Source organism: Mycobacterium lehmannii (genome assembly GCF_002245535.1).
GTDB lineage: Bacteria > Actinomycetota > Actinomycetes > Mycobacteriales > Mycobacteriaceae > Mycobacterium > Mycobacterium lehmannii.
On record NZ_NKCN01000010.1, the window covers coordinates 121,734 to 142,649 of the forward strand.

Below are 20,916 nucleotides of genomic sequence, written 5' to 3' on the forward strand. Positions count from 1 at the left end.
CACTATTACACTTTTACAAACAGCTGCACAATAGTCGTAACAGCAGTGGTCACTCCGCGGGCTGGTCCTGACGAGACTCTGCCGACCTGGCGTAGAGTTTGCGCCCGCCCGCCCCGCTCAGCCCGAAGGCGACCGTACTGACCACGAGCACGAGCGACCCGGCCGCCAACACCGTCTCGTCGACGCCCATACGGTCGGCTTCCAACGTCAGATAGAACAGCGCCGACACCCCGACCGGGCCGAACCAGCCCAGGTAGAGCGCGTCCCGAATCTTCAGGCGCAGCGGACAGCCCAGCACCAGCAGGATGGGAATGCGTCGCAGCAGCAGGACCGCCAGCGCCAGGGCGACCGCGCGCCAGCCCAGGTCAAGCCAGGACTGCCACGGCAGCGTCGCCCCAACGAGAACGAACATCGGCAGCACGGCGAACCGGTTGATCGCTTCGTCGATCGACACCTCCGCCGCCCGCTCTCCGCCCGTGCCAACCACATTGAAGACGAGACCACCGACGAAGACCGCGAGAACGCCGTCCGTATGCAGGAGTCCGGACACCCCGAGAATCCCGAGCGCCAACACGACGGTGAAGAACAAGGCCGGTGCCGTGTCGGTGGCGCCGTACTCGTCGCCCCACTTGAGCGCCTTCCCGCCGGCCCAGCCCATCGCCACGCCGACCGCGACCGCGCCGAAGACCTGCCACAGTGACTCGCGAACCGCCGCGCCGGCGTCCATCCCTCCCGCCAGCGCAATGGCCGCCAACACGAGCGGTAACGCCAAGCCGTCGTTGGCGCCGGACTCCAACGACAACAGCTGGCGGTTGCGGGCCGGGATGTCTCGTTCGGCGTCCTCACCGGTCACCACGGTCGAGGCCAGCACCGGGTCGGTGGGACATACCGCAGCACCCAGCAACGCCGCCGTCGCGATCGGAATCGACAGGATCAGCCAGCCCAGCGCGGCCGTCACCACCGCCATCACCGGCATCGCCACCAGTACCAGCACCGTCACCGGACGCCAGCAGCGCCTCACGTCGGCGAACGGATACCGCAAGGCCACCGCCATCACCGACACCGCAAGCAGCACCCGGCTCACCTCGTGAAGCAGCGAATGCTCACTGGTCAGCGGCGCCATGTGAAACACGTCGAGCAGCTGCGAGCCGATCAGCGCTCCCGCCACGAGCCCCAGCAGCGGTTCGGAGATCGGCAGTCGGCGCATCTTGGCCGACAACGCGGCGACGATGACACCGAGAACGCCCACGGTGGTAAGCAGCAGGTCGGTTTTCACGCCTTGGACCTCCCCTCCCCGGCTGCGACAGATCAGTCAGCGGCTGTCGAGTTCGGCGACGACGTCTCGGCGGCGCGGCTCCGGTTTCGCAATGGGCTCCGGTTTCGTGATGGGCGCCGGTGCAACCGGGGGGTCGGGCTCGGCCGAGGGCTCGGGGGCGTCCGGTCGCTCGTAGAACGGGACCATCTCGACGGAGCGCTCTGCAGCGCGCGAGGCCCTCGCTCGTCGCCACTTCTCGTAACGGTGGAGGACGACGATGACCGCGGCGGCCAGCGCCCAGCCGAGCAGGATGTCGATGACGTAGTGCTCGGCGGTGTACACCAGCGTGAAGGCCATCAGGAGCACATAGGCCGCGAGCACTGGACGCCACGCTCCGTGCACGCGATGCCATAGGAAGGCCGCGACCGCTGCCGTCATTCCGGCATGCAGGGACGGTATCGCCGCCACCAGGTTGACGCTGGCCTGGCCGGCATCGAGCAGCGCGCTCGCGGTATGCATGTTCAGGTTGCCCCACCCGCGTCCGACAATCCGCTCGATCCACGGGTTCGCCCCGTCCTGACTGGATTGCATCGCCCCGAGCACACCGCCGTCAGGCACTCCTCGCGCCGACCGGAACATGCAGCGCGCGTACGCCGGTCCGCCCTCGACGTCGGCAGGGGTGCAGCGGGCCGCGGCCCACGGCGGCGCGGCCGGCACCAGGGCGTAGATGGCCAAGCCCGCGAAGTTCAAGCCGACGAACAGACGCACGAACGCCTTCCACTCCGCGCGATCACGCAGCCACAGCACCCCGGCCACCACGTACGGCAGGATGAAGAAGGACATGTAGACGCAGCTCAGAACGACTTCCCACCACGGTGGTTGTCCCTGTTTGAGCTGCTCCTGAAGCCACACGGTCGGCACGGTGCCGAAGAAAAGCAAACGATCGGCCTCGACGGGCCAGTCCCACAGCGTCGGTCGCCCGATCATGTCCGCAGCACCCCTGCTCAGGTCGTAGGCGAGCAGGATCAGCGCGAACGGAAGCCAGTCGCGGATGACATAGAGCATCCGGCGGACCTGACCGATGCTCGCAGCCAGCAGGCCGGTGGCGATGTAGAGCAGCACCAGCTCACGGTTGAAGGCGAAACCCTCGGTGACCGTGCGGTAGACGATGACCGCAGCCCATATCGCGACGGCGATCCTGCGCACGTAGGTGAGCCGGCGGTCCCGCGTCTGGGCCGCCTCGGGAGCGCGCTGCGACGCAACTGACGACTCGTCGACCGCAGACACTTAGTTGAATCTAGTTCACCCCGCAGTTGCCGCGCGTTCGACTGCGGTTCGGTTATCAGGTCGTGATGTGCTCGCGCAGGAAGGCGATGTCGTCTTTGCGGCCCTCGTCTGCGGTTTCGCAGATGACGGGTGCGCCGGCGGCATGCACCACCGCGACCAGTAACTGCGGATCGATCTGACCGGTGCCGAAGTTGGCGTGCCGGTCGGCGCCCGACCCCGCCGCATCGCGCGAGTCGTTGCAGTGCACCAAATCGATGCGTCCGGTGATGGCCTTGATCCGGTCGACGGCGTCGATCAGCTTCTCCCCTGCGGCCCACGCGTGGCAGGTGTCCAGGCAGAAGCCGATTCCCTTGTCGCCGATGTGGTCCCACAACCGGGCGATGACGTCGAAGTGGCGGGCCATTGCGTGGTCGCCGCCCGCGGTGTTCTCCAGGTAGACGGGCACATCGGTTTCGAGGTAATCCAGCGCCTTGACCCAGCGTTCGAAACCGGCTTCCCAGTCTTTGTCGTCGGCGTGACCGCCGTGCACGATGACCGCCGTCGCGTTGATCTCCGACGCCGCGTCACAGGTGTCCTGCAAGATCTTGCGCGACGGGATACGCACCCGATTGTTGGCCGACGCGACGTTGATCAGGTACGGCGCGTGGACGTAGAGCGGGATGCTGGACGCCTTGAGCGTCTCCGCGTCGTCTCGCGGTTTGGGTTTCTTCCAGCTCTGCGGGTTGCCGAGGAAGAACTGCACCACGTCGGCGCCGTCAGCTTCCGCCGCGGCCAGGGGGTCGTCACCGTGGACGTGCGAACCGATGAGCACGACGCCAGTCTAGGCAGAGCCACCGACATGGCTGGCGAGACCATCTCTCCCGGCCGCCTAGGCTCGGAGCGTGGGACCTGGAAGCGACCCGTCTCCGTTCTCGTCGTGGTCGGATACGGTCGCTTCCGCCCGTTCGACCCTGCAACGACGCACGATTTCGATGCTGTCGCGTGCACCCCGGCCGGTTCGGCAGGCAGGCCGGCTGATCGCCCGCACCGTCAACGACACGCTGCGTGACCGCGTACCCGGGCTGGCCGCCGAGGTCGCGCTGTTCTCCCTGATCTCGCTGCCGTCGCTGTTGATTGCTGTCCTCGGCTCGCTCGGGTTCATCGCCGAAGCGCTCGGCCCTGAAGGCACCGCGCGACTACATCGGCTGCTGCTCGACGTGCCCAGCTCCTTCCTTGCCGAGCGAACCTTCGAGTCATACCAGCGCGTGGTCGAGGCGGGGCTCATGCAATCCCGAGGAAGCGTGATCTCCATCGGAATTGTGCTGAGCCTGTGGACGGGTTCACGGGCAGTCAATCGGTACCTGGAAACGATCACGATCGCCTACGGTGTCGAGCCCAGGCCTGCTTGGCGACGACGGCTGCTGGCGTTGGGGCTGACCGCAGGCGGGCTCCTCGGCGCAGTGGCGATTCTGCCGCCGCTTGTCCTCGGGCCTGACCTCGTGGCGTGGGTGACGCCGGACCCGTTGACCGAAAGTACTTTGCGCGCACTGGATCTGCTGTTCTGGCCAGGCGTGGCGCTGTTGATCCTCGTCGGACTGGTCACGCTGTATCACCTCGGTGTTCCGTGGCGATTGCCTTGGCGCCGTGACATCCCCGGGGCGGTGCTGGCGATGGTCCTGTGGCTGGTGGCATCAGCGGGGCTGCGCGCCTACCTGGCGGTCAGCGCGCGTGACGACGCCGTATACAGCCAGCTCGCCGTGCCGATCGCCGTCGTCTTGTGGCTCTACATCACGGCTTTCGCGGTGTTGCTGGGCGCCGAGTTCAACGCCGAGATCGAAAAGATGTGGCCGCACGAGAAGTATCCGTGGCGGCTACGCCGGCGACGACGAGCAAGCTAGGCCTCCCCGGCCCGCCGACTGTGGGGTTATGTCACGCGAATCCGTGCCAGGCGTGCGGGTAACCCACGTTCGCGGCGCCGGCGAGCCGGCCGAGTGTGCTGAACCGCGGTCACGTCTGGGTGGTCAGCAGGAAACACAGGTAGCCCACGTAAGCGGTGACCATCGCCACGCCCTCGGCGCGCGAGACGCGCCGCCCAGTGATGAAAATCGGGATGCAGGCCAGCGCGACGATCACCATGATCGGCAGGTCGATCGTCACGAGGCTGGACGGCAGGTTCAGCCCCTGCGCCGGCACGAGGCAGGCCACGCCGAGGATGAGCAGAATGTTGTAAATACTGCTGCCGATCAGATTGCCGACCGCGATGTCCCTGTCACCGCGCATGGTAGAGATCATGGTGGTCACCAACTCCGGTGCAGACGTGCCGATCGCGACCACCGTCAGGCCGATCAGCGCGTCGGAGACGCCGAACTGACGCGCCATACCGACCGCCCCGTCGACAAGCCAATCCGCTCCCAGCACGACGACCGCGATACCGCCCAGCGTCATCGCGACACTGGTCGAGGTCCACCGCCGTTTGGTCGTCACCGAGCCGACCTCTTCGGTCGCGTACTCGGCAACCAGCTCGGCCGCGAATTCAACGGCGACGGCGTGGGATTCGCGTCGAGCCGACCAGATCACCGCGGCGGTGTAGACGACCGCACACACGACCAGGATGGCGCCGTCGAGCCGGGTCAGCACGCCATCGGCGGCCAGCACCAACAGCAGCAGCGCCGCGATAGCCATGATCGGCAGTTCGAACCGGATGGTGCGCGACTGCAACGTCAGCGGCACCAGCGCGGCGCTGAGACCGAGGATGAGCAACACGTTGACCACGTTGGTGCCGACGATGTTGCCGACCGCCAGCGCACCGCTGCCCTCCCCCGCCGCGACCACACCGACCGCCAATTCGGGCATGCTGGTGCCGATCGAGACCACCGTCAGCCCGATGACGATCGGGCTGATCCCCAGTCGCACAGCGGCTTCGGCTCCGCCTCGGACCATCACCTCGGCGCCGATGATCAATGCGCTCAGCCCAGCGAGGAACCACACGATGTTCGTCAGCATCAGGTCACCGACCGCCGAGTGTGGGCTCGTGGCACGCAAAACACGCGCAGGACGTGCGGGTAACCCACGTTCGGCGCGCAGATCTGGGCACGAAAAAGCCCCCGGGCCGTGACCCGGAGGCTTTTTCGTGAACTCTTACCGATAGTCGCTGTAGCCGTAGTCGTCCAACGGCACCGCGGCACCGGTGGCCTGGCCGAAGTCCGGGCTGTAGTACTGATCCTCGTACGACGGGATCGTGTACGCCGCAGCGCGGGCTTCTTCGGTCGGCTGCACCTGGATGTTGCGGTAGCGGTTGATACCGGTACCGGCCGGGATCAGCTTGCCGATGATCACGTTCTCCTTCAGACCCTGCAGCTTGTCGCTGCGGCAGTTGATCGCCGCATCGGTGAGCACGCGGGTGGTCTCCTGGAACGACGCCGCCGACAGCCACGAGTCGGTGGCCAGCGACGCCTTCGTGATACCCATCAGCACCGGACGACCGGCCGCGGGCTCGCCGCCCTCGGCGACCACCCGACGGTTCTCGGTCTCGAACTCGCCGCGCTCGGTCAGCGAGCCGGGCAGGAACTCCGTCGAGCCCGAGTCGATGATCGTGACGCGACGCAGCATCTGCCGGACGATGACCTCGATGTGCTTGTCGTGAATCGACACGCCCTGGGCCCGGTAGACCTCCTGGACCTCCTTGACGAGGTGGATCTGCACCTCGCGGGGGCCCTGGACACGCAGCACCTCGTGCGGGTCGGCCGCACCTTCCATCAGCTGCTGGCCCACCTCGACGTGGTCACCGTCGGCGAGCAGACGCTCGGTGCCGTCGTCGTGCTTGAACACCTTCAGGCGCTGACGACGAGAGAGCTTGTCGTACACCACTTCTTCGCCACCATCGTCGGGGATGATGGTGATCTTGTAGAAGCGCTCGCCCTCTTCGAGCTGCACCCGGCCGGTGACGTCGGCGATCGGCGCCTTGTTCCGCGGGATGCGGGCCTCGAACAGCTCCTGCACACGGGGCAGACCACCGGTGATGTCCTCACCCACGCCGCCCTGGTGGAACGTGCGCATGGTCAGCTGCGTGCCGGGCTCACCGATGGACTGCGCGGCGACGATGCCGACGGCCTCGCCGATGTCGACGAGCTTGCCCGTGGCCATCGAGCGGCCGTAGCACATCGCGCACACGCCGGTGCCCGTGGCGCAGGTCAGCACGGAGCGGACCTTCACCTCGGTGATGCCGGCGGCCAGCAGTGCCTCGATCGCCGGATCGCCCAGGTCGTGGCCGCGCTCGACGACGACGTTGCCGTCCTTGTCGACCGCATCGGTGGCCAGCGTCCGGGCATAGGCCGACGTCTCGATGTGCTGATCGCGCACCAACGCGTCACCCTGTAGCTCGGCCAGCGTGACATTGATGCCGCGCTCGGTCTCACAGTCGGTCTCGCGCACGATGACGTCCTGCGAAACGTCGACCAGACGGCGGGTCAGGTAACCCGAGTCGGCGGTACGAAGAGCGGTGTCCGCCAGACCCTTTCGGGCGCCGTGGGTGTTGATGAAGTACTCCAGCACCGTCAGGCCCTCACGGAACGAGGACTTGATCGGACGCGGGATGAACTCACCCTTCGGGTTGGTCACCAGACCCTTCATGCCGGCCAGGGTCCTGGTCTGCGTGAAGTTACCCGTGGCACCCGAGTCGACGATCGTGATGATCGGGTTGTCCTTCGGGTAGTGTGCCCGCAGCGCCTCGCCGACCTCTTCGGTGGCGTCCTGCCAGATCTTGACCAGTGCGTCGTTGCGCTCGTCGTGGTTCAGAGCACCGCGCTGGTACTTCTTCTCGATCTGGTCGGCTTCCTTCTCGTAGCGGTCCAGGATCTCCTGCTTCTGTGGCGGCACCAACACGTCGGCCATCGACACGGTGACACCCGAACGGGTGGCCCAGTAGAAGCCGGCGTCCTTGAGCTTGTCGACGGTCTGCGCCACCACGATCATCGGGTAGCGCTCGGCGAGATCGTTGACGATCCGCGCCTGGACCTTCTTGTGCATCTGCTCGTTGACGAACGGATAGCCGTGCGGCAGAAGCTCGTTGAACATCACCCGACCCAGAGTGGTCTCCGCGGTCCAGGCGTCACCGGGCTTCCAGCCCTCCGGGAACAGCTCGGCTTCCAGATCGGCGGACGGACGCAGCTGCGTCAACCGCACGCGGATCTTGGCCCGCACCGACAGCGCACCGCGGTCCATCGCCATGATCGCCTCGGCGGGCGAGCTGTACACACCGGTCTCCGGCTGATCCTTGGCGGCCGGCGTGTACTCGCCGGTGTCGCCCTCGATCATCGTCGTCAGGTAGTACAGGCCGGTCACCATGTCCAGACGCGGCATGGCCAACGGCCGACCCGACGCCGGGGACAGGATGTTGTTCGACGACAGCATCAGGATGCGCGCCTCGGCCTGTGCCTCCGCACTCAGCGGCAGGTGCACGGCCATCTGGTCGCCGTCGAAGTCGGCGTTGAACGCCTCGCACACCAGAGGGTGCAGCTGAATGGCCTTGCCCTCCACCAGCTGCGGCTCGAACGCCTGGATACCGAGGCGGTGCAGCGTCGGTGCGCGGTTCAGCAGCACCGGGTGCTCGGCGATGACCTCTTCGAGGACATCCCACACCTGCGGACGCTGACGCTCGACCATGCGCTTGGCGCTCTTGATGTTCTGCGCGTGGTTCAGATCCACCAGACGCTTCATCACGAACGGCTTGAACAGCTCGAGAGCCATCAGCTTGGGCAGACCGCACTGGTGCAGCTTGAGCTGCGGGCCGACCACGATGACCGAACGGCCGGAGTAGTCGACGCGCTTACCGAGCAGGTTCTGACGGAACCGACCCTGCTTGCCCTTCAACAGATCCGACAGCGACTTGAGCGGACGGTTGCCCGGTCCGGTGACCGGACGGCCGCGGCGGCCGTTGTCGAACAGCGCGTCCACCGACTCCTGAAGCATGCGCTTCTCGTTGTTGACGATGATCTCGGGCGCGCCGAGATCGATCAGTCGCTTCAACCGGTTGTTGCGGTTGATCACGCGGCGGTACAGGTCGTTGAGGTCCGACGTCGCGAACCGGCCACCGTCGAGCTGCACCATCGGGCGCAACTCCGGCGGGATCACCGGAACCGCGTCGAGCACCATGCCCATCGGCGAGTTGGAAGACTGCTGGAACGCCGCGACCACCTTGAGCCGCTTCAGTGCGCGAAGCTTCTTCTGCCCCTTGCCGCTTCGGATGACCTCGCGCAGCTCCTCGGCCTCGGCCTCGATGTCGAAGTTCTCGATGAGCTTCTTGATCGCCTCGGCACCCATCGCACCGGTGAAGTACTCGCCGTAGCGGTCCTGCAGCTCCCGGTAGAGCACCTCGTCGACGACGAGCTGCTTGGGCGCCAGCTTGGTGAAGGTGTTCCAGATCTCCTCGAGCCGGTCCAGCTCCCGCTGGGCCCGGTCGCGGATCTGGCGCATCTCGCGCTCGCCACCGTCGCGCACCTTGCGGCGCACGTCGCTCTTGGCGCCTTCCTTCTCCAGCTCGGCCAGGTCGGCCTCGAGCTTCTGGGACCGCTCGGCCAGATCGAGATCGCGCTGATCCTCAACGGCCTTGCGCTCCACGGCCATTTCGGCTTCGAGCGTGGAGAGCTCGTTGTGGCGCATCTCGTCGTCGACGGCGGTGATCACGTAGGCGGCGAAGTAGATGATCTTCTCGAGATCCTTCGGCGCCAGATCGAGCAGATAGCCCAGCCGCGAGGGCACACCCTTGAAGTACCAGATGTGCGTGACGGGCGCGGCCAGTTCGATGTGGCCCATCCGCTCACGACGCACCTTGGCGCGAGTGACCTCGACGCCGCAGCGCTCACAGATGATGCCCTTGAAGCGGACGCGCTTGTACTTGCCGCAGTAGCACTCCCAGTCGCGAGTCGGTCCGAAGATCTTCTCGCAGAACAGGCCGTCCTTCTCCGGCTTCAGCGTGCGGTAGTTGATGGTCTCCGGCTTCTTGACCTCACCGAACGACCAGTTACGGATGTCGTCCGCGGTGGCAAGACCGATGCGGAGTTCATCGAAGAAGTTGACGTCTAGCACGTAACTCCCTTTCCCCTTGCGGGACTAGAAATTTAGGCCAAATCTTCTACGGACGCGGATTCGTTGCGCGACAGGTTGATTCCCAGGTTCGCCGCGGCGCGCTCCAGATCCTCGTCGTCGCCGTCGCGCATCTCGATCGCGGCGCCGTCGCTCGACAGCACCTCGACGTTGAGGCACAGCGACTGAAGTTCCTTGAGCAACACCTTGAACGACTCCGGAATGCCCGGCTCGGGGATGTTCTCGCCCTTGACGATCGCCTCGTACACCTTGACCCGGCCGACGGTGTCGTCGGACTTGATGGTCAACAGCTCCTGCAGCGTGTACGCCGCGCCGTAGGCCTGCATGGCCCAACATTCCATCTCGCCGAACCGCTGGCCACCGAACTGCGCCTTACCGCCCAGCGGCTGCTGGGTGATCATCGAGTACGGGCCGGTGGAACGGGCGTGAATCTTGTCGTCCACCAAGTGGTGCAGCTTGAGGATGTACATGTAGCCCACCGTCACCGGGTACGGGAACGGCTCGCCACTGCGACCGTCGAACAGCATCGCCTTGCCGTCCTCGTCAACGAGCGTCTCGCCGTCGCGGTTGGGCAACGTGGACCCGAGCAGACCCTGCAGCTCGGCTTCGCGGGCACCGTCGAACACCGGTGTCGAGACGATGCTTCCCGGCTCGGACTCGAGCAGCTCCTTGGGCAACGCGCTCGCCCAGTCCGGCGAACCGTTGATCTTCCAGCCGCTCTTGGCCACCCACCCGAGGTGGGTCTCCAGGATCTGACCGATGTTCATACGACGCGGCACACCGTGGGTGTTCAAGATGATGTCCACCGGGGTGCCGTCGGGCAGGAACGGCATGTCCTCGACGGGCAGGATCTTGCCGATGACGCCCTTGTTGCCGTGGCGCCCGGCCAGCTTGTCGCCGTCGGAGATCTTGCGCTTCTGCGCGACGTACACGCGAACCAACTCGTTGACCCCGGCGGGCAGCTCGTCGTCGTCCTCGCGGGAGAACACGCGGATGCCGATCACCTTGCCGGACTCACCGTGGGGCACCTTCAGCGACGTGTCGCGGACCTCGCGCGCCTTCTCACCGAAGATCGCACGCAGCAGCCGCTCCTCCGGGGTCAGCTCGGTCTCACCCTTCGGGGTGACCTTGCCGACCAGGATGTCGCCGTCGCGGACCTCGGCGCCGATGCGGACGATGCCGCGCTCGTCGAGATCGGCCAGCACCTCATCGGAGACGTTCGGGATGTCCCGGGTGATCTCCTCGGCGCCCAGCTTGGTGTCGCGGGCGTCGATCTCGTGCTCCTCGATGTGAATCGAGGTGAGCACGTCCTCTTCCACCAGGCGGTTGGAGAGGATGATCGCGTCCTCGTAGTTGTGCCCCTCCCACGGCATGATCGCCACGAGCAGGTTCTTGCCCAGCGCCATCTCACCGTTCTCGGTGCACGGCCCGTCGGCGATGACCTGACCCGCCTCGACCCGCTGGCCGGCGTCCACGATCGGGCGCTGGTTGGCGCAGGTGCCGTGGTTCGAGCGCGCGAACTTACGCATCCGGTAGGTGTGCCGGGTGCCGTCGTCGGCCATCACGGTGACGTAGTCGGCCGAGACCTCCTCGATGACGCCGGCCTTGTCGGCGACGACGACGTCACCGGCGTCGATCGCGGCACGCAACTCCATACCGGTGCCGACCAGCGGGGCCTCGCTGCGCACCAGCGGAACCGCCTGGCGCTGCATGTTGGCACCCATCAGGGCGCGGTTGGCGTCGTCGTGCTCGAGGAACGGGATCATGGCCGTCGCGACCGACACCATCTGGCGCGGCGAGACGTCCATGTAGTCCACCTCGCTCGACGAGATCTGCTCGACCTCGCCGCCCTTGCGGCGGACCAGGACGCGCTCCTCCAGGAAGCGGCCGTTGTCATCGATCGGCGAGTTGGCCTGCGCCACGACGTGGCGGTCCTCCTCGTCGGCGGTCAGGTACTCGATGTCGTCGGTGACAACACCGTCCTTGACCTTGCGGTACGGCGTCTCGATGAAGCCGAACGGGTTGACCCGCGCGTACACCGACAGCGAGCCGATCAGGCCGATGTTCGGACCCTCCGGGGTCTCGATCGGGCACATGCGGCCGTAGTGCGACGCGTGCACGTCGCGGACCTCGAGGCCGGCGCGCTCACGGGACAGACCGCCGGGGCCCAGCGCCGACAGGCGGCGCTTGTGGGTCAGGCCCGAGAGCGGGTTGTTCTGGTCCATGAACTGCGACAGCTGGCTGGTGCCGAAGAACTCCTTGATCGCCGCCACGACGGGACGGATGTTGATCAGGGTCTGCGGCGTGATCGCCTCGACGTCCTGAGTGGTCATGCGCTCACGCACGACGCGCTCCATGCGCGACAGGCCCACCCGGATCTGGTTCTGGATCAGCTCGCCGACGGTGCGCAGACGACGGTTGCCGAAGTGGTCGATGTCATCGACCTCGACGGGAACCTCGACACCACCCGGGACGGTCATCGTCTTGTCGCCCTGATGCAGCCGCACCAGGTACTCGATGGTGGCGACGACGTCCTCTTCGGTCAGCGTGGTCGAAGTGGTCTGCGCCGGGTTCTCGGTGATGCCCAGCTTCTTGTTGACCTTGTAGCGACCGACGCGGGCCAGGTCGTAGCGCTTCTCCTTGAAGAACAGGTTCTCCAGCAGGGTCTGCGCGGACTCCTTGGTCGGCGGCTCGCCCGGGCGCAGCTTGCGGTAGATGTCCAGCAGCGCCTCGTCGGTTCCGGCGGTGTTGTCCTTCTCCAGCGTGCTCATCATGATCTCGGAGAAGCCGAACCGCTCGGTGATCTGCTCGTTGGTCCACCCGAGCGCCTTGAGCAGCACGGTGACCGGCTGACGACGCTTGCGGTCGATGCGCACGCCGACGGTGTCGCGCTTGTCGACGTCGAACTCCAGCCACGCGCCGCGGCCAGGGATCACCTTGACGCTGTGCAGCGTCTTCTCGGTGGACTTGTCGATGCTCTCGTCGAAGTAGACGCCCGGCGACCGGACCAGCTGGCTCACCACGACACGCTCGGTGCCGTTGATGATGAACGTGCCCTTCTCGGTCATCATCGGGAAGTCGCCCATGAAGACCGTCTGGCTCTTGATCTCACCGGTGTTGTTGTTGATGAACTCGGCCGTGACGAACAGCGGGGCCGCGTACGTCATGTCCTTGTCTTTGCACTCGTCGACGGGGGCCTTGACCTCGTCGAAGCGCGGATCGGAGAAGGACAGCGACATCGAGCCGGAGAAGTCCTCGATCGGGCTCAGCTCGGAAAGCACCTCTTCGAGGCCACCAACGGGGTTTTCCTCGCCGCGCTCCTTGGCCTTTTCACGCCAGGCGTCGGAGCCGATCAGCCATTCGAAAGACTCGGTTTGAACGTCGAGAAGCCCGGGAACCTCGAGGGGCTCACGGAGCTTTGCAAAGGAAATTCGGTTTGGTGCTCCTGGGACGGAGTTTTTAGTAGCTTCTGCTGTCTTGCTTGGGCGGGACCCTGCCAAGATGCATCCTTCCAGCACCTCATGCGACTATCGTGCCGGTAGACCACCGGTCCGTTTCGTCGCGATATCTGCGTCGGTTCGGCTGGCCACTCACGACCACAAACTTCCCGAACGCACGGCACGCGACTAGATCACTGAGCTGGGCTCAGGCTAGGACATCGGTGTCAGGTGCGGGTTTAGGTGGGCAGGATGCAGCCAGCGCAACGTCCAACAGTACCGCAGGACGGCGTATTCCTCAACATCCGCAGAACATCCACAACCCAACCGCATGTATGGCACGCATCGGGGCGCTGGCTGGCGACTCGATCCTTCTCATACGTCCATACATTGCTGCAGAACAGATTGGCCCCTCTGCGGCTTCCCGTCAAGAGATAACACGCGTTGTTGTGGAGTTTTGCGTCAGGCGGCGATCGCGTTGCTGCAGTGTCCGGACCCGGCCGAGCCGACCGATTCGCGCACACACACCGGGTCCATGGAGAACAACCCGTCGGCCAACGGCATGAACGGCTTCAGGAAGTTCAGCAGGTACGGCTTGGTCAACGTATTGGGCAGTGCGACGACGGTGGCCTGCCCGGCCGGGGTGTCGAAGCGGAACTGCTCGCCGCGCTCGAGGTAGATACCCGTCTTCCGGTCACCGGCGAACATGTCGTTGACCCAGCCGACCATCAGTATCTGCGCGGCGGCGGCGTTCTCGGGCCGCGAGAAGCCGGCCACCAGCTCCTGGGCGAACTGGATGAGCGGATTGCCGCCCCGCATGGCGTCGACGTGTGAGCCGTTGACCAATGTGACGCCGATGAACCCGGTCGGTCGCGCGGCGGCCAGAGCGTCGAGGCCGGCGCCGAAGTTGTTCCACATGTAGACCGGTGCGGCGAGCTGGTAGATCGGGATGTCGACGGGGACCTTCCTCAGCGATTCCGTCATCCGCGCCGGGTCGCCCAGCGCCACGCCGTCGAGCAGCACGACCCCGGCCAGCCTGTCGATGCGCTCGTCGTCGGCCAGGTAGCCGGCGATCCCCGACACCGCGCCGCCGCCGAGCGAGTGGCCCATCAGCACGACGCGGTCGGGGATGTCCCCTGCGTGCCCGGCGGCTCGCGCACTGTCCTCCAGCGCGGTGTTTCCGTCGTCGAACAGTCCCGCCATCGCCTCGTGCATCGGCGCCCCGCCGAGCCAGCATCCGTCGACGGCAAAGAAGTTGGAGCTGATCGACGGTGCGACCACGATGCTCTGGGTCCGCTCGGCCAACGCGGCGGCGGTGTGGCTGTACCACGGGGCGCTGGCCAAAAAGCCGTGCTGCAGGTAGATCAGGCGCTCGGGCGGCTCGCCGGTTGCCGTCTCCGGGATGTACCAGTCCGCGGGCACTTCCTTGCCTTCACCTTCTGCACAGGCGCAGTCGATCCGCAGCGTCGACGAGCGCACGCTGACCGTGCTGTTGGGCGGCAGGATCGGTGGGCCGCCCAGCAGTCGGGTCGCGACGGCGTACAGGTCGAACACGATCGTGCCGATCACCCGCAGGATGAGGGGGACCTGGGGGGCGGTCGCAGTGGTCACCGCCGGTGGCACCGATGCGAAGGCCACCGCCTGGACACCGACTTCCTCGGCGTCCTCGACGACGCCGGCGACCGGCTGTTCGAGGACCACCGCCATGCGTTGCTCAGGGGCGGTCGGGTCGCCGGTGTCGCCTGTCTCCGCGACGAGTGCGGCCTTCTTCTCGGTCCGGTCCGGCTCGGTCCGGTCGGTGGCGTCGTTGTCCGAGGTGACCGTGGGGACGTTCGCAGAGACCCGGGCCGCCCCCTGCTGGACCGTGTGGTCACGGTCCGAGTCGGACTTGGCGACGACCTCCTCGATCACCTCGTCGTCGACCACAGGCTGTTCGACCACGGCGTCGACCACCGGTTGCTCGACCACGGCGTCGGTGCCCGCGGCGTCGTCGGTGGTTCGGGTGTCGGCGGTCTTGTCGTCCTTTGCCTGATCTGTTGCGGCGTCGGCGGCGTCCGTCGGGCTCGAAGCGGGCTTTTTCCGTTCCTCGCCACGGTCGGTATCGCTGGTGGCCTCGGAACCCTTCGCGTCCTTCGTGTCGTCGGGAGCCTTCGCGCCGACGCGGGTGCGCGGGGCGTCGCCGCTCGTGCGGGTGGTGCGCGCGTTCGAGGACCGGCCACCGGCCGTGACCGAGGACTCACCGGCGACCGAATCCTTCGGACTGTCAGCGGAATTCGACGACTCCGAGGCCGTGGACCCACCGCCATCTGACGACGAACCGTCGTCGGCGATCGCCGCACCCGCACCGGCGAGCACTGCGGCCGACAGTCCCGCGGTGACGACACCCGCTCTCACCCAGATCAGAAACCGGTCGACCATGACCTCTCCCGCTCGACGACGGGAGAAAGATAACGGGTTTGCTGGCCGCGAACCGGCCTTATCCGAAAGTTTGCGCCCGCTCGGGTTGCGGGGCCACCGACGCGACCCGCTCGACGCGCACCGGGACACCAGTGAGCCGGGCCATCCCGGCCAGGCTCTCGATCTCGGCCGGATCGCTGGACATCAATCGGTTGACGTTCGCGCCGCCGGCGTCGTTGGCGATGCGCCATCCCGCCGTGCCCTTGTGTCCCCAACCGTGTGGGACCGCGATCACGCCGACGACGATGTCCTTGGTGGCGATGACCGGAATCTCGATCTGGCCATGTCGCGAGGTGATCCGCACGGTGTCACCGTCGGCGATGTCGGCGGCGGCCGCGTCGTCGACGTGCATGAGTGCCCGGTGCGAACGCTCACCGCGCATCAGAAGCGGCGAGTTGTGCATCCACGAGTTCTCCGACCGCGCCTCGCGCATGCCGATCAGCCGCATCGGATAGTCGTCGGCGACGCGGCGGCGCGACAGCTTGTCGACTTCGGCGGCGACCTCGTCGTGACGCAGACGCACCCGGCCACCGCGGTAGACGACGATGTCGCCCAGCACACCGGCCCGCAGATGGTTCGCCAGCACCGTGCCGTGCGGATGGTTGGCGGTGAGTTTCGAGAAGCTCAAGCCGCGTCGCAGGCCGAACCGGTCGCCGCCCGCGGCCAACCGGATCACCGCATCGGCGAGCATCCGCGGGCTGAGTCGGACCCCGAACGCGGACAATGCCTTTCGCACACCGGCGAGCAACGCCAGGCCGGGCGTCGCCCGCCACATCCTGGCCGTGAGGTCGTCGATGATCTCCCACTCCGCGCGGGCCTGGCCCACCGGCGCGACAACGGCCTCGGTGGCTTGCCGGAACGGCGTGGGTTGCAGCGTCTGGAACGGCAGCGGAAAGTCGTCGCGTTCGTACATCGACGTGGCGGGCAGTACGTAGTCGCAGTGCGCCAGCGTCTCGTTGAGATAGAGGTCGATGCCGACCGACAACTCGAGAGACTCCAACGCGGTCTCGAGTTCGTCGCCGTTGGGCACGGAAAGCACGGGGTTGCCCGCGCCGACGAACAGCGCCCTGACCTGCCCGCGTCCCGGCGTGGTGATCTCCTTGGCCATCACGCCCGCGGGTTCGGAACCGAGGACGGAGGGAAACCCGCCGATGCGCGACCGTTTGCGCGTGTAGACGGCGCGCAGCAGTGCGCCGCCGGCCTTGTTCAGCCACCGCTCCCCAGGGATACCGAGCCGGCCGAACATGCTGCCGCCGGGCACATCAAGGTTCCCTGCCACCAGGTTGACGGCGTCGAGCAGGTAAGTCGTCAGCGTTCCGTTTTCGCCGACGCTGGTGCCGACGCGACCGTAGACCGCCGCCCGTTCGGTTCCGGCCAGGTCGCGGGCCAGGGCGCGGACGGTCTCGGGGTCGATCCCGGTGCGCGCCTCGGTGACCTCGGGGCTGAACGGTGTGGCCAGCCGCTCGAGCCAGGCCGCGCCGTCGGCCCGCTCTGCGAGCCCTCGGCGGTCGGCCAGGTTCTCACCGAACATCACATGCAGCAGGGACAGCAGCAGGTAGGCGTCGCCGTCGGGGACGATGCCCAGCCACTCGAACTGCGCTGCGGTCTCGGTCCTGCGCGGGTCGATGACCAGTACGCGGCCACCGCGCGTGACGATGTCGTGCATGCGATCCCGAATCCGCGGCGCGGTGAGCACGCTGCCGTGCGAGACGACCGGGTTGGCGCCGATGACCACCAGTAAGTCCGTCCGCAGCAGGTCGGGTATCGGGAGTGCGAGCGGCGACCCGTAGAGCAACTGGCTGGCGACGAAGCGGTTGTTGACGTCCTGCGAGCCGGCGGTGAACACGTGCAGGCCGCGGCCGGGACCGCCGAGGAGCCCGAGCCCGAATCCGCCCATCAGCATGTTGAGGCCCAGAGTGTACGAGTAGCTGAACGCGCCCGGGTTACCGAAATACCAGCCGATTGCGCCCGCACCGTGCCTGCAGTGGATGACGGAGAGTCGGGCGGCGATGTCGGTCATCGCCTCGTCCCAGCCGACGGGTTCGAACCCGGAACGAGTGCGTCGCAGCGGTGTGGTCACCCGGTCGGGGTCGTTGACCACCTCGGTGAAGGCGATGCCCTTCTGGCAGGCGAATCCCGATGAGAGCGGATGGTCCCTGTCGGGGCGCAGCTCGACCAGTCGGCCGTCTTCGACGGTCGCGATCATGCCGCACAGCGGCTCGCAGATCCGGCAGAACGTCGTCCGGTGCTCGCGCGTCATCTCTCAGCGCAAGCGCTCGTCGACGTTCACATCGGGCGGCCTACTGCTGTGCGCGCGGGATGGCGCCGGTCGGTGCTTCTTCGTCGACCGTGGTGTGCCGAGCCGTCGTGGCATCCGGGAAGGCGCTGCCCGCATGGGTGTTCGAGCCTTCGAGATCGGCGCGGATGGCTTCCTGAGCCTTGGGCGGCAGGGTGTGCATGATCTCGCGCACCCGGGCCTGCCGGCGGTAGACGGCCTGGCGCTCCGGCATACCGGGCGTCGCCTGGATCTGCGGCGGCACACCCTCGATCTCCTCGACACCACCGTCATGGTGACCGGCGTCGATCATGGCCTGCTCCTCGGCCATCGTCGACTCGTCCTTCTCCTCGGACATACCGATCGGACCGATACGCCGACCGTTGAGGAACTGCCGCACCACCGGCTCGTCACTGGTCAACAGCACCTCGCGCGGACCGAACATCACCAGGTGCTTGCGGAACAGCATGCCCATGTTGTCGGGCACCGTCCGGGCGATGTTGATGTTGTGCGTCACGATCAGGATCGTGCAGTCGATCTGCGCGTTGATGTCGATCAACAACTGCGAAAGGTAGGCGGTACGGACCGGGTCCAGACCCGAGTCCGGCTCGTCGCAGAGGATGATCTGCGGATCGAGCACCAGGGAGCGGGCCAGGCCGGCACGCTTGCGCATACCACCGGAGATCTCGCCGGGGAACTTGTTCTCGTCACCGGCCAGACCCACCAGCTCGAGCTTCTCCATGACGATCTGGCGGATTTCGCTTTCCTTCTTCTTGGTGTGCTCACGCAAGGGGAAAGCGGTGTTGTCGTACAGGCTCATCGAGCCGAACAGCGCGCCGTCCTGGAACATCACACCGAACAGCGTGCGGATCTCGTAGAGCTCCTTGGCGGTGCACTGAATCACGTCGGTGCCGTCGACGATGATCTTGCCGCGTTCGGGGCGCAGCAGCCCGATCAGCGACTTCAAGAACACGGATTTACCCGTACCGGAGGGGCCGAGCAGAACGCTCACCTCACCCGGCGGCAGGTCGAATGTGACGTCCTCCCAGATTCGCTGGGGGCCGAAGGACTTGGTCAGTCCCTCAATCTGGATACCAATGCCCACGCGAGATCCTTCCGCCAATAATCGTCACGCCACAGGCCTCACCGCTTGTGGCTTGAGTCACTGTAGCCTACCGCTCCTGGCCACAACACGAGTCTGGGGTTGATTGTGACCCATCGAGAAAACGACTGTGGGGCCGACCCGCTTTGCTGGATCGACCCCACAGTTGTGGTACTGCCGGCACGCCGGCGCGGTGCTACTTGACGGTGACCGTCGCGCCCGCGGCCTCGAGCTTGGCCTTGGCGTCGTCGGCGGCAGCCTTGTCGACCTTCTCGAGCAGCGGCTTGGGAGCGCCGTCGACGAGGTCCTTGGCCTCTTTGAGACCCAGGCCCGAGACGATCTCGCGGACGACCTTGATGACGCCGATCTTCTTGTCGCCGGCACCCTCGAGGATGACGTCGAACTCAGACTGCTCCTCGGCGGCCTCGGCGGGCGCACCACCGGCGGCGGGGCCGGCAGCCGCGACGGCGACCGGGGCAGCGGCGGTGACCTCGAAGGTCTCCTCGAACTTCTTGACGAACTCGGAGAGCTCCAGCAGCGTCAGTTCCTTGAACGCGTCGAGCAGCTCGTCGGTGGACAGCTTGGCCATGAGTGGTCCTTTCTGATTCTTACTTTCAGTGCGATTTGTGGCGTGTTACCGGCGGTCAGCGCCGGTGCGGCTCCACAAACCGCGGGGATGGTGGGTGGTTATGCGGCTTCTTCGCCTTCGCCGGCCTTCTTCTCTTGCAGAGCGGCGGCCAGCCGTGCGACCTGCGACGCCGGAGCGTTGAACAGACCGGCGGCCTTGGACAGGTTCGCCTTCATCGCGCCGGCCATCTTGGCCAGCAGCACCTCGCGCGACTCCAGATCGGCGATGCGCTCGACCTCGGACACGCTCAGCGGGCGGCCGTCCATGTAGCCGCCCTTGATGACGAGGGCCTTGTTGTCCTTGGCGAACTTCTTGATCGCCTTGGCGGCGTCGACGGCCTCGCCCTTGACGAACGCGATCGCGGTGGGGCCGACGAACAACTCGTCGAGCCCCTCGATGCCCGCCTCCGCCGCGGCACGCTTGACCAGCGTGTTCTTGGCGACTGTGTAGGTGGCGGAATCACCGAGCGAACGGCGCAGGTCCTTGAGGTTGGCCACCGTCAGCCCGCGGTACTCGGTGACGAGCGTCGCCGAAGCCTCCTTGAACTGCTCGGCGATGTCGGCAACCGCGGTGGCCTTGTCAGCCTTGGCCATGCATGCCTCCTCGTGGATGGGAACCGTGGGCCGAGTAAGGGTTGCGGGGCCGGAAACGACGAACGCCCCGACGCAGACAGGTCGGGGCGCGCAATAGCTGTAGCCTCGTCCTCCTGCGTGGGCCGCCCGGGTGGTCCGGGACCTTCAACCGATTGCTCGGTGACCGACGGTCTTCGGTGGAACGCCGTCGAGAATAGCCGACTACCTGCTCATCAGCCAAAACGCACCCGATCCACGCGAATCCCTTTCCGCGCGACCGTGCGCGTCTGCCCACGACACACCGCAATTTTCCAGCAGCTCGCGCACCCTCACCCGGACGCGGGCGTGCGCAAACCGCCTAAACCCCCGCCACCGCGACGACCGCCAGCCCGAACACCACGACAAGTAAGGCCACCCGACGCCAATGCAGCCGATCCCACTGCCGCGCCAACCCGCGGTCGACGTCGGCACCGGAGGACCAGCGCCCGATGCGGTTGTTGATCGGCACCATCAACGCCACGGTCGCCACCACCGCCAGCGCCATGGTCAGGGCCGCGGTGATGAACAGCCAATCCGTCCGCAACAGCACGGCCGCCGCGATCAGAACAACAAGCGCCGCGGCGTACCAGAACGGCATCACCTTTCCCAGTACCCGCCCGCTGTCGCTGCGGGCCTGTGCGAACGCTTCGTCGGGCAGCCGGCCCAGCACCGGGTTGAGGAACACCGCGACCGCGAGTTCGACCCCGACCAACGGTCCGACGATCAGCAGGGCCAGCACGTGCACAATTGCGTCCATACCTCGACCGTGCCCATCACGCTGACA

General features: G+C 66.5%; 13 protein-coding genes. 1 reads left to right on the forward strand and 12 read right to left on the reverse strand.

Features of this window, described 5'->3' with window-relative positions; all coding sequences use genetic code 11:
- Window positions 1-49 precede the first annotated feature (49 nt).
- From CEX87_RS13475 to CEX87_RS13485, 3 genes are read right to left on the reverse strand one after another with little or no spacing between them, the layout of a single operon-like run.
- Window positions 50-1,276, reverse strand: coding sequence for a cation:proton antiporter (locus tag CEX87_RS13475; RefSeq protein ID WP_066810608.1), 1,227 nt, complete (start codon window positions 1,274-1,276; stop codon window positions 50-52).
- A 36-nt stretch (window positions 1,277-1,312) separates the two neighbouring features.
- Complete coding sequence (locus CEX87_RS13480) at window positions 1,313-2,542, reverse strand: phosphatase PAP2 family protein (RefSeq protein WP_082695129.1); 1,230 nt, start codon at window positions 2,540-2,542, stop codon at window positions 1,313-1,315.
- A gap of 55 nt (window positions 2,543-2,597) precedes the next feature.
- Window positions 2,598-3,353, reverse strand: a complete 756-nt coding sequence (locus CEX87_RS13485; protein WP_064400150.1) for a deoxyribonuclease IV — start codon at window positions 3,351-3,353, stop codon at window positions 2,598-2,600.
- 70 nt (window positions 3,354-3,423) lie between these two features.
- Between CEX87_RS13485 and CEX87_RS13490 the strand changes: the two genes are divergently transcribed.
- The gene (locus tag CEX87_RS13490) at window positions 3,424-4,419 is read left to right on the forward strand and encodes a YihY/virulence factor BrkB family protein (RefSeq protein WP_233151383.1); all 996 of its coding nucleotides are present in this window, start codon (window positions 3,424-3,426) and stop codon (window positions 4,417-4,419) included.
- Window positions 4,420-4,528: 109 nt separating this feature from the next.
- Here CEX87_RS13490 and CEX87_RS13495 read toward each other — a convergent pair whose 3' ends face one another.
- The 9 genes from CEX87_RS13495 to CEX87_RS13535 all read right to left on the reverse strand — a co-directional run bounded on the left by CEX87_RS13495 (window position 4,529) and on the right by CEX87_RS13535 (window position 20,889).
- Window positions 4,529-5,524, reverse strand: a complete 996-nt coding sequence (locus CEX87_RS13495) for a calcium/sodium antiporter (protein WP_094287678.1) — start codon at window positions 5,522-5,524, stop codon at window positions 4,529-4,531.
- Window positions 5,525-5,659: 135 nt separating this feature from the next.
- Window positions 5,660-9,604 carry a DNA-directed RNA polymerase subunit beta' gene (locus CEX87_RS13500; protein WP_067393256.1) on the reverse strand — a complete coding sequence of 1,315 codons (3,945 nt, stop codon included), beginning with the start codon at window positions 9,602-9,604 and terminating at the stop codon, window positions 5,660-5,662.
- Between the two features lie 32 nt (window positions 9,605-9,636).
- Window positions 9,637-13,122: a DNA-directed RNA polymerase subunit beta gene (gene rpoB / locus CEX87_RS13505; RefSeq protein WP_082680793.1), complete on the reverse strand. Its 3,486-nt coding sequence runs from the start codon at window positions 13,120-13,122 to the stop codon at window positions 9,637-9,639.
- A 399-nt stretch (window positions 13,123-13,521) separates the two neighbouring features.
- On the reverse strand, window positions 13,522-15,477 hold the full coding sequence (locus CEX87_RS13510) for a hypothetical protein (protein ID WP_094287680.1): 1,956 nt from the start codon (window positions 15,475-15,477) through the stop codon (window positions 13,522-13,524).
- A 58-nt stretch (window positions 15,478-15,535) separates the two neighbouring features.
- Complete coding sequence (locus tag CEX87_RS13515; protein ID WP_094287682.1) at window positions 15,536-17,776, reverse strand: molybdopterin-dependent oxidoreductase; 2,241 nt, start codon at window positions 17,774-17,776, stop codon at window positions 15,536-15,538.
- Between the two features lie 40 nt (window positions 17,777-17,816).
- A complete protein-coding gene (locus CEX87_RS13520) occupies window positions 17,817-18,896 on the reverse strand; it encodes an ABC transporter ATP-binding protein (RefSeq protein ID WP_064415484.1) in 1,080 nt (359 codons plus the stop codon).
- Window positions 18,897-19,089: 193 nt separating this feature from the next.
- Window positions 19,090-19,482, reverse strand: a complete 393-nt coding sequence (rplL, locus tag CEX87_RS13525; RefSeq protein WP_064345556.1) for a 50S ribosomal protein L7/L12 — start codon at window positions 19,480-19,482, stop codon at window positions 19,090-19,092.
- A gap of 98 nt (window positions 19,483-19,580) precedes the next feature.
- Complete coding sequence (gene rplJ, locus CEX87_RS13530) at window positions 19,581-20,114, reverse strand: 50S ribosomal protein L10 (RefSeq protein ID WP_064345555.1); 534 nt, start codon at window positions 20,112-20,114, stop codon at window positions 19,581-19,583.
- Window positions 20,115-20,451: 337 nt separating this feature from the next.
- Window positions 20,452-20,889, reverse strand: a complete 438-nt coding sequence (locus CEX87_RS13535) for an anthrone oxygenase family protein (RefSeq protein WP_067393250.1) — start codon at window positions 20,887-20,889, stop codon at window positions 20,452-20,454.
- Window positions 20,890-20,916 lie beyond the last annotated feature (27 nt).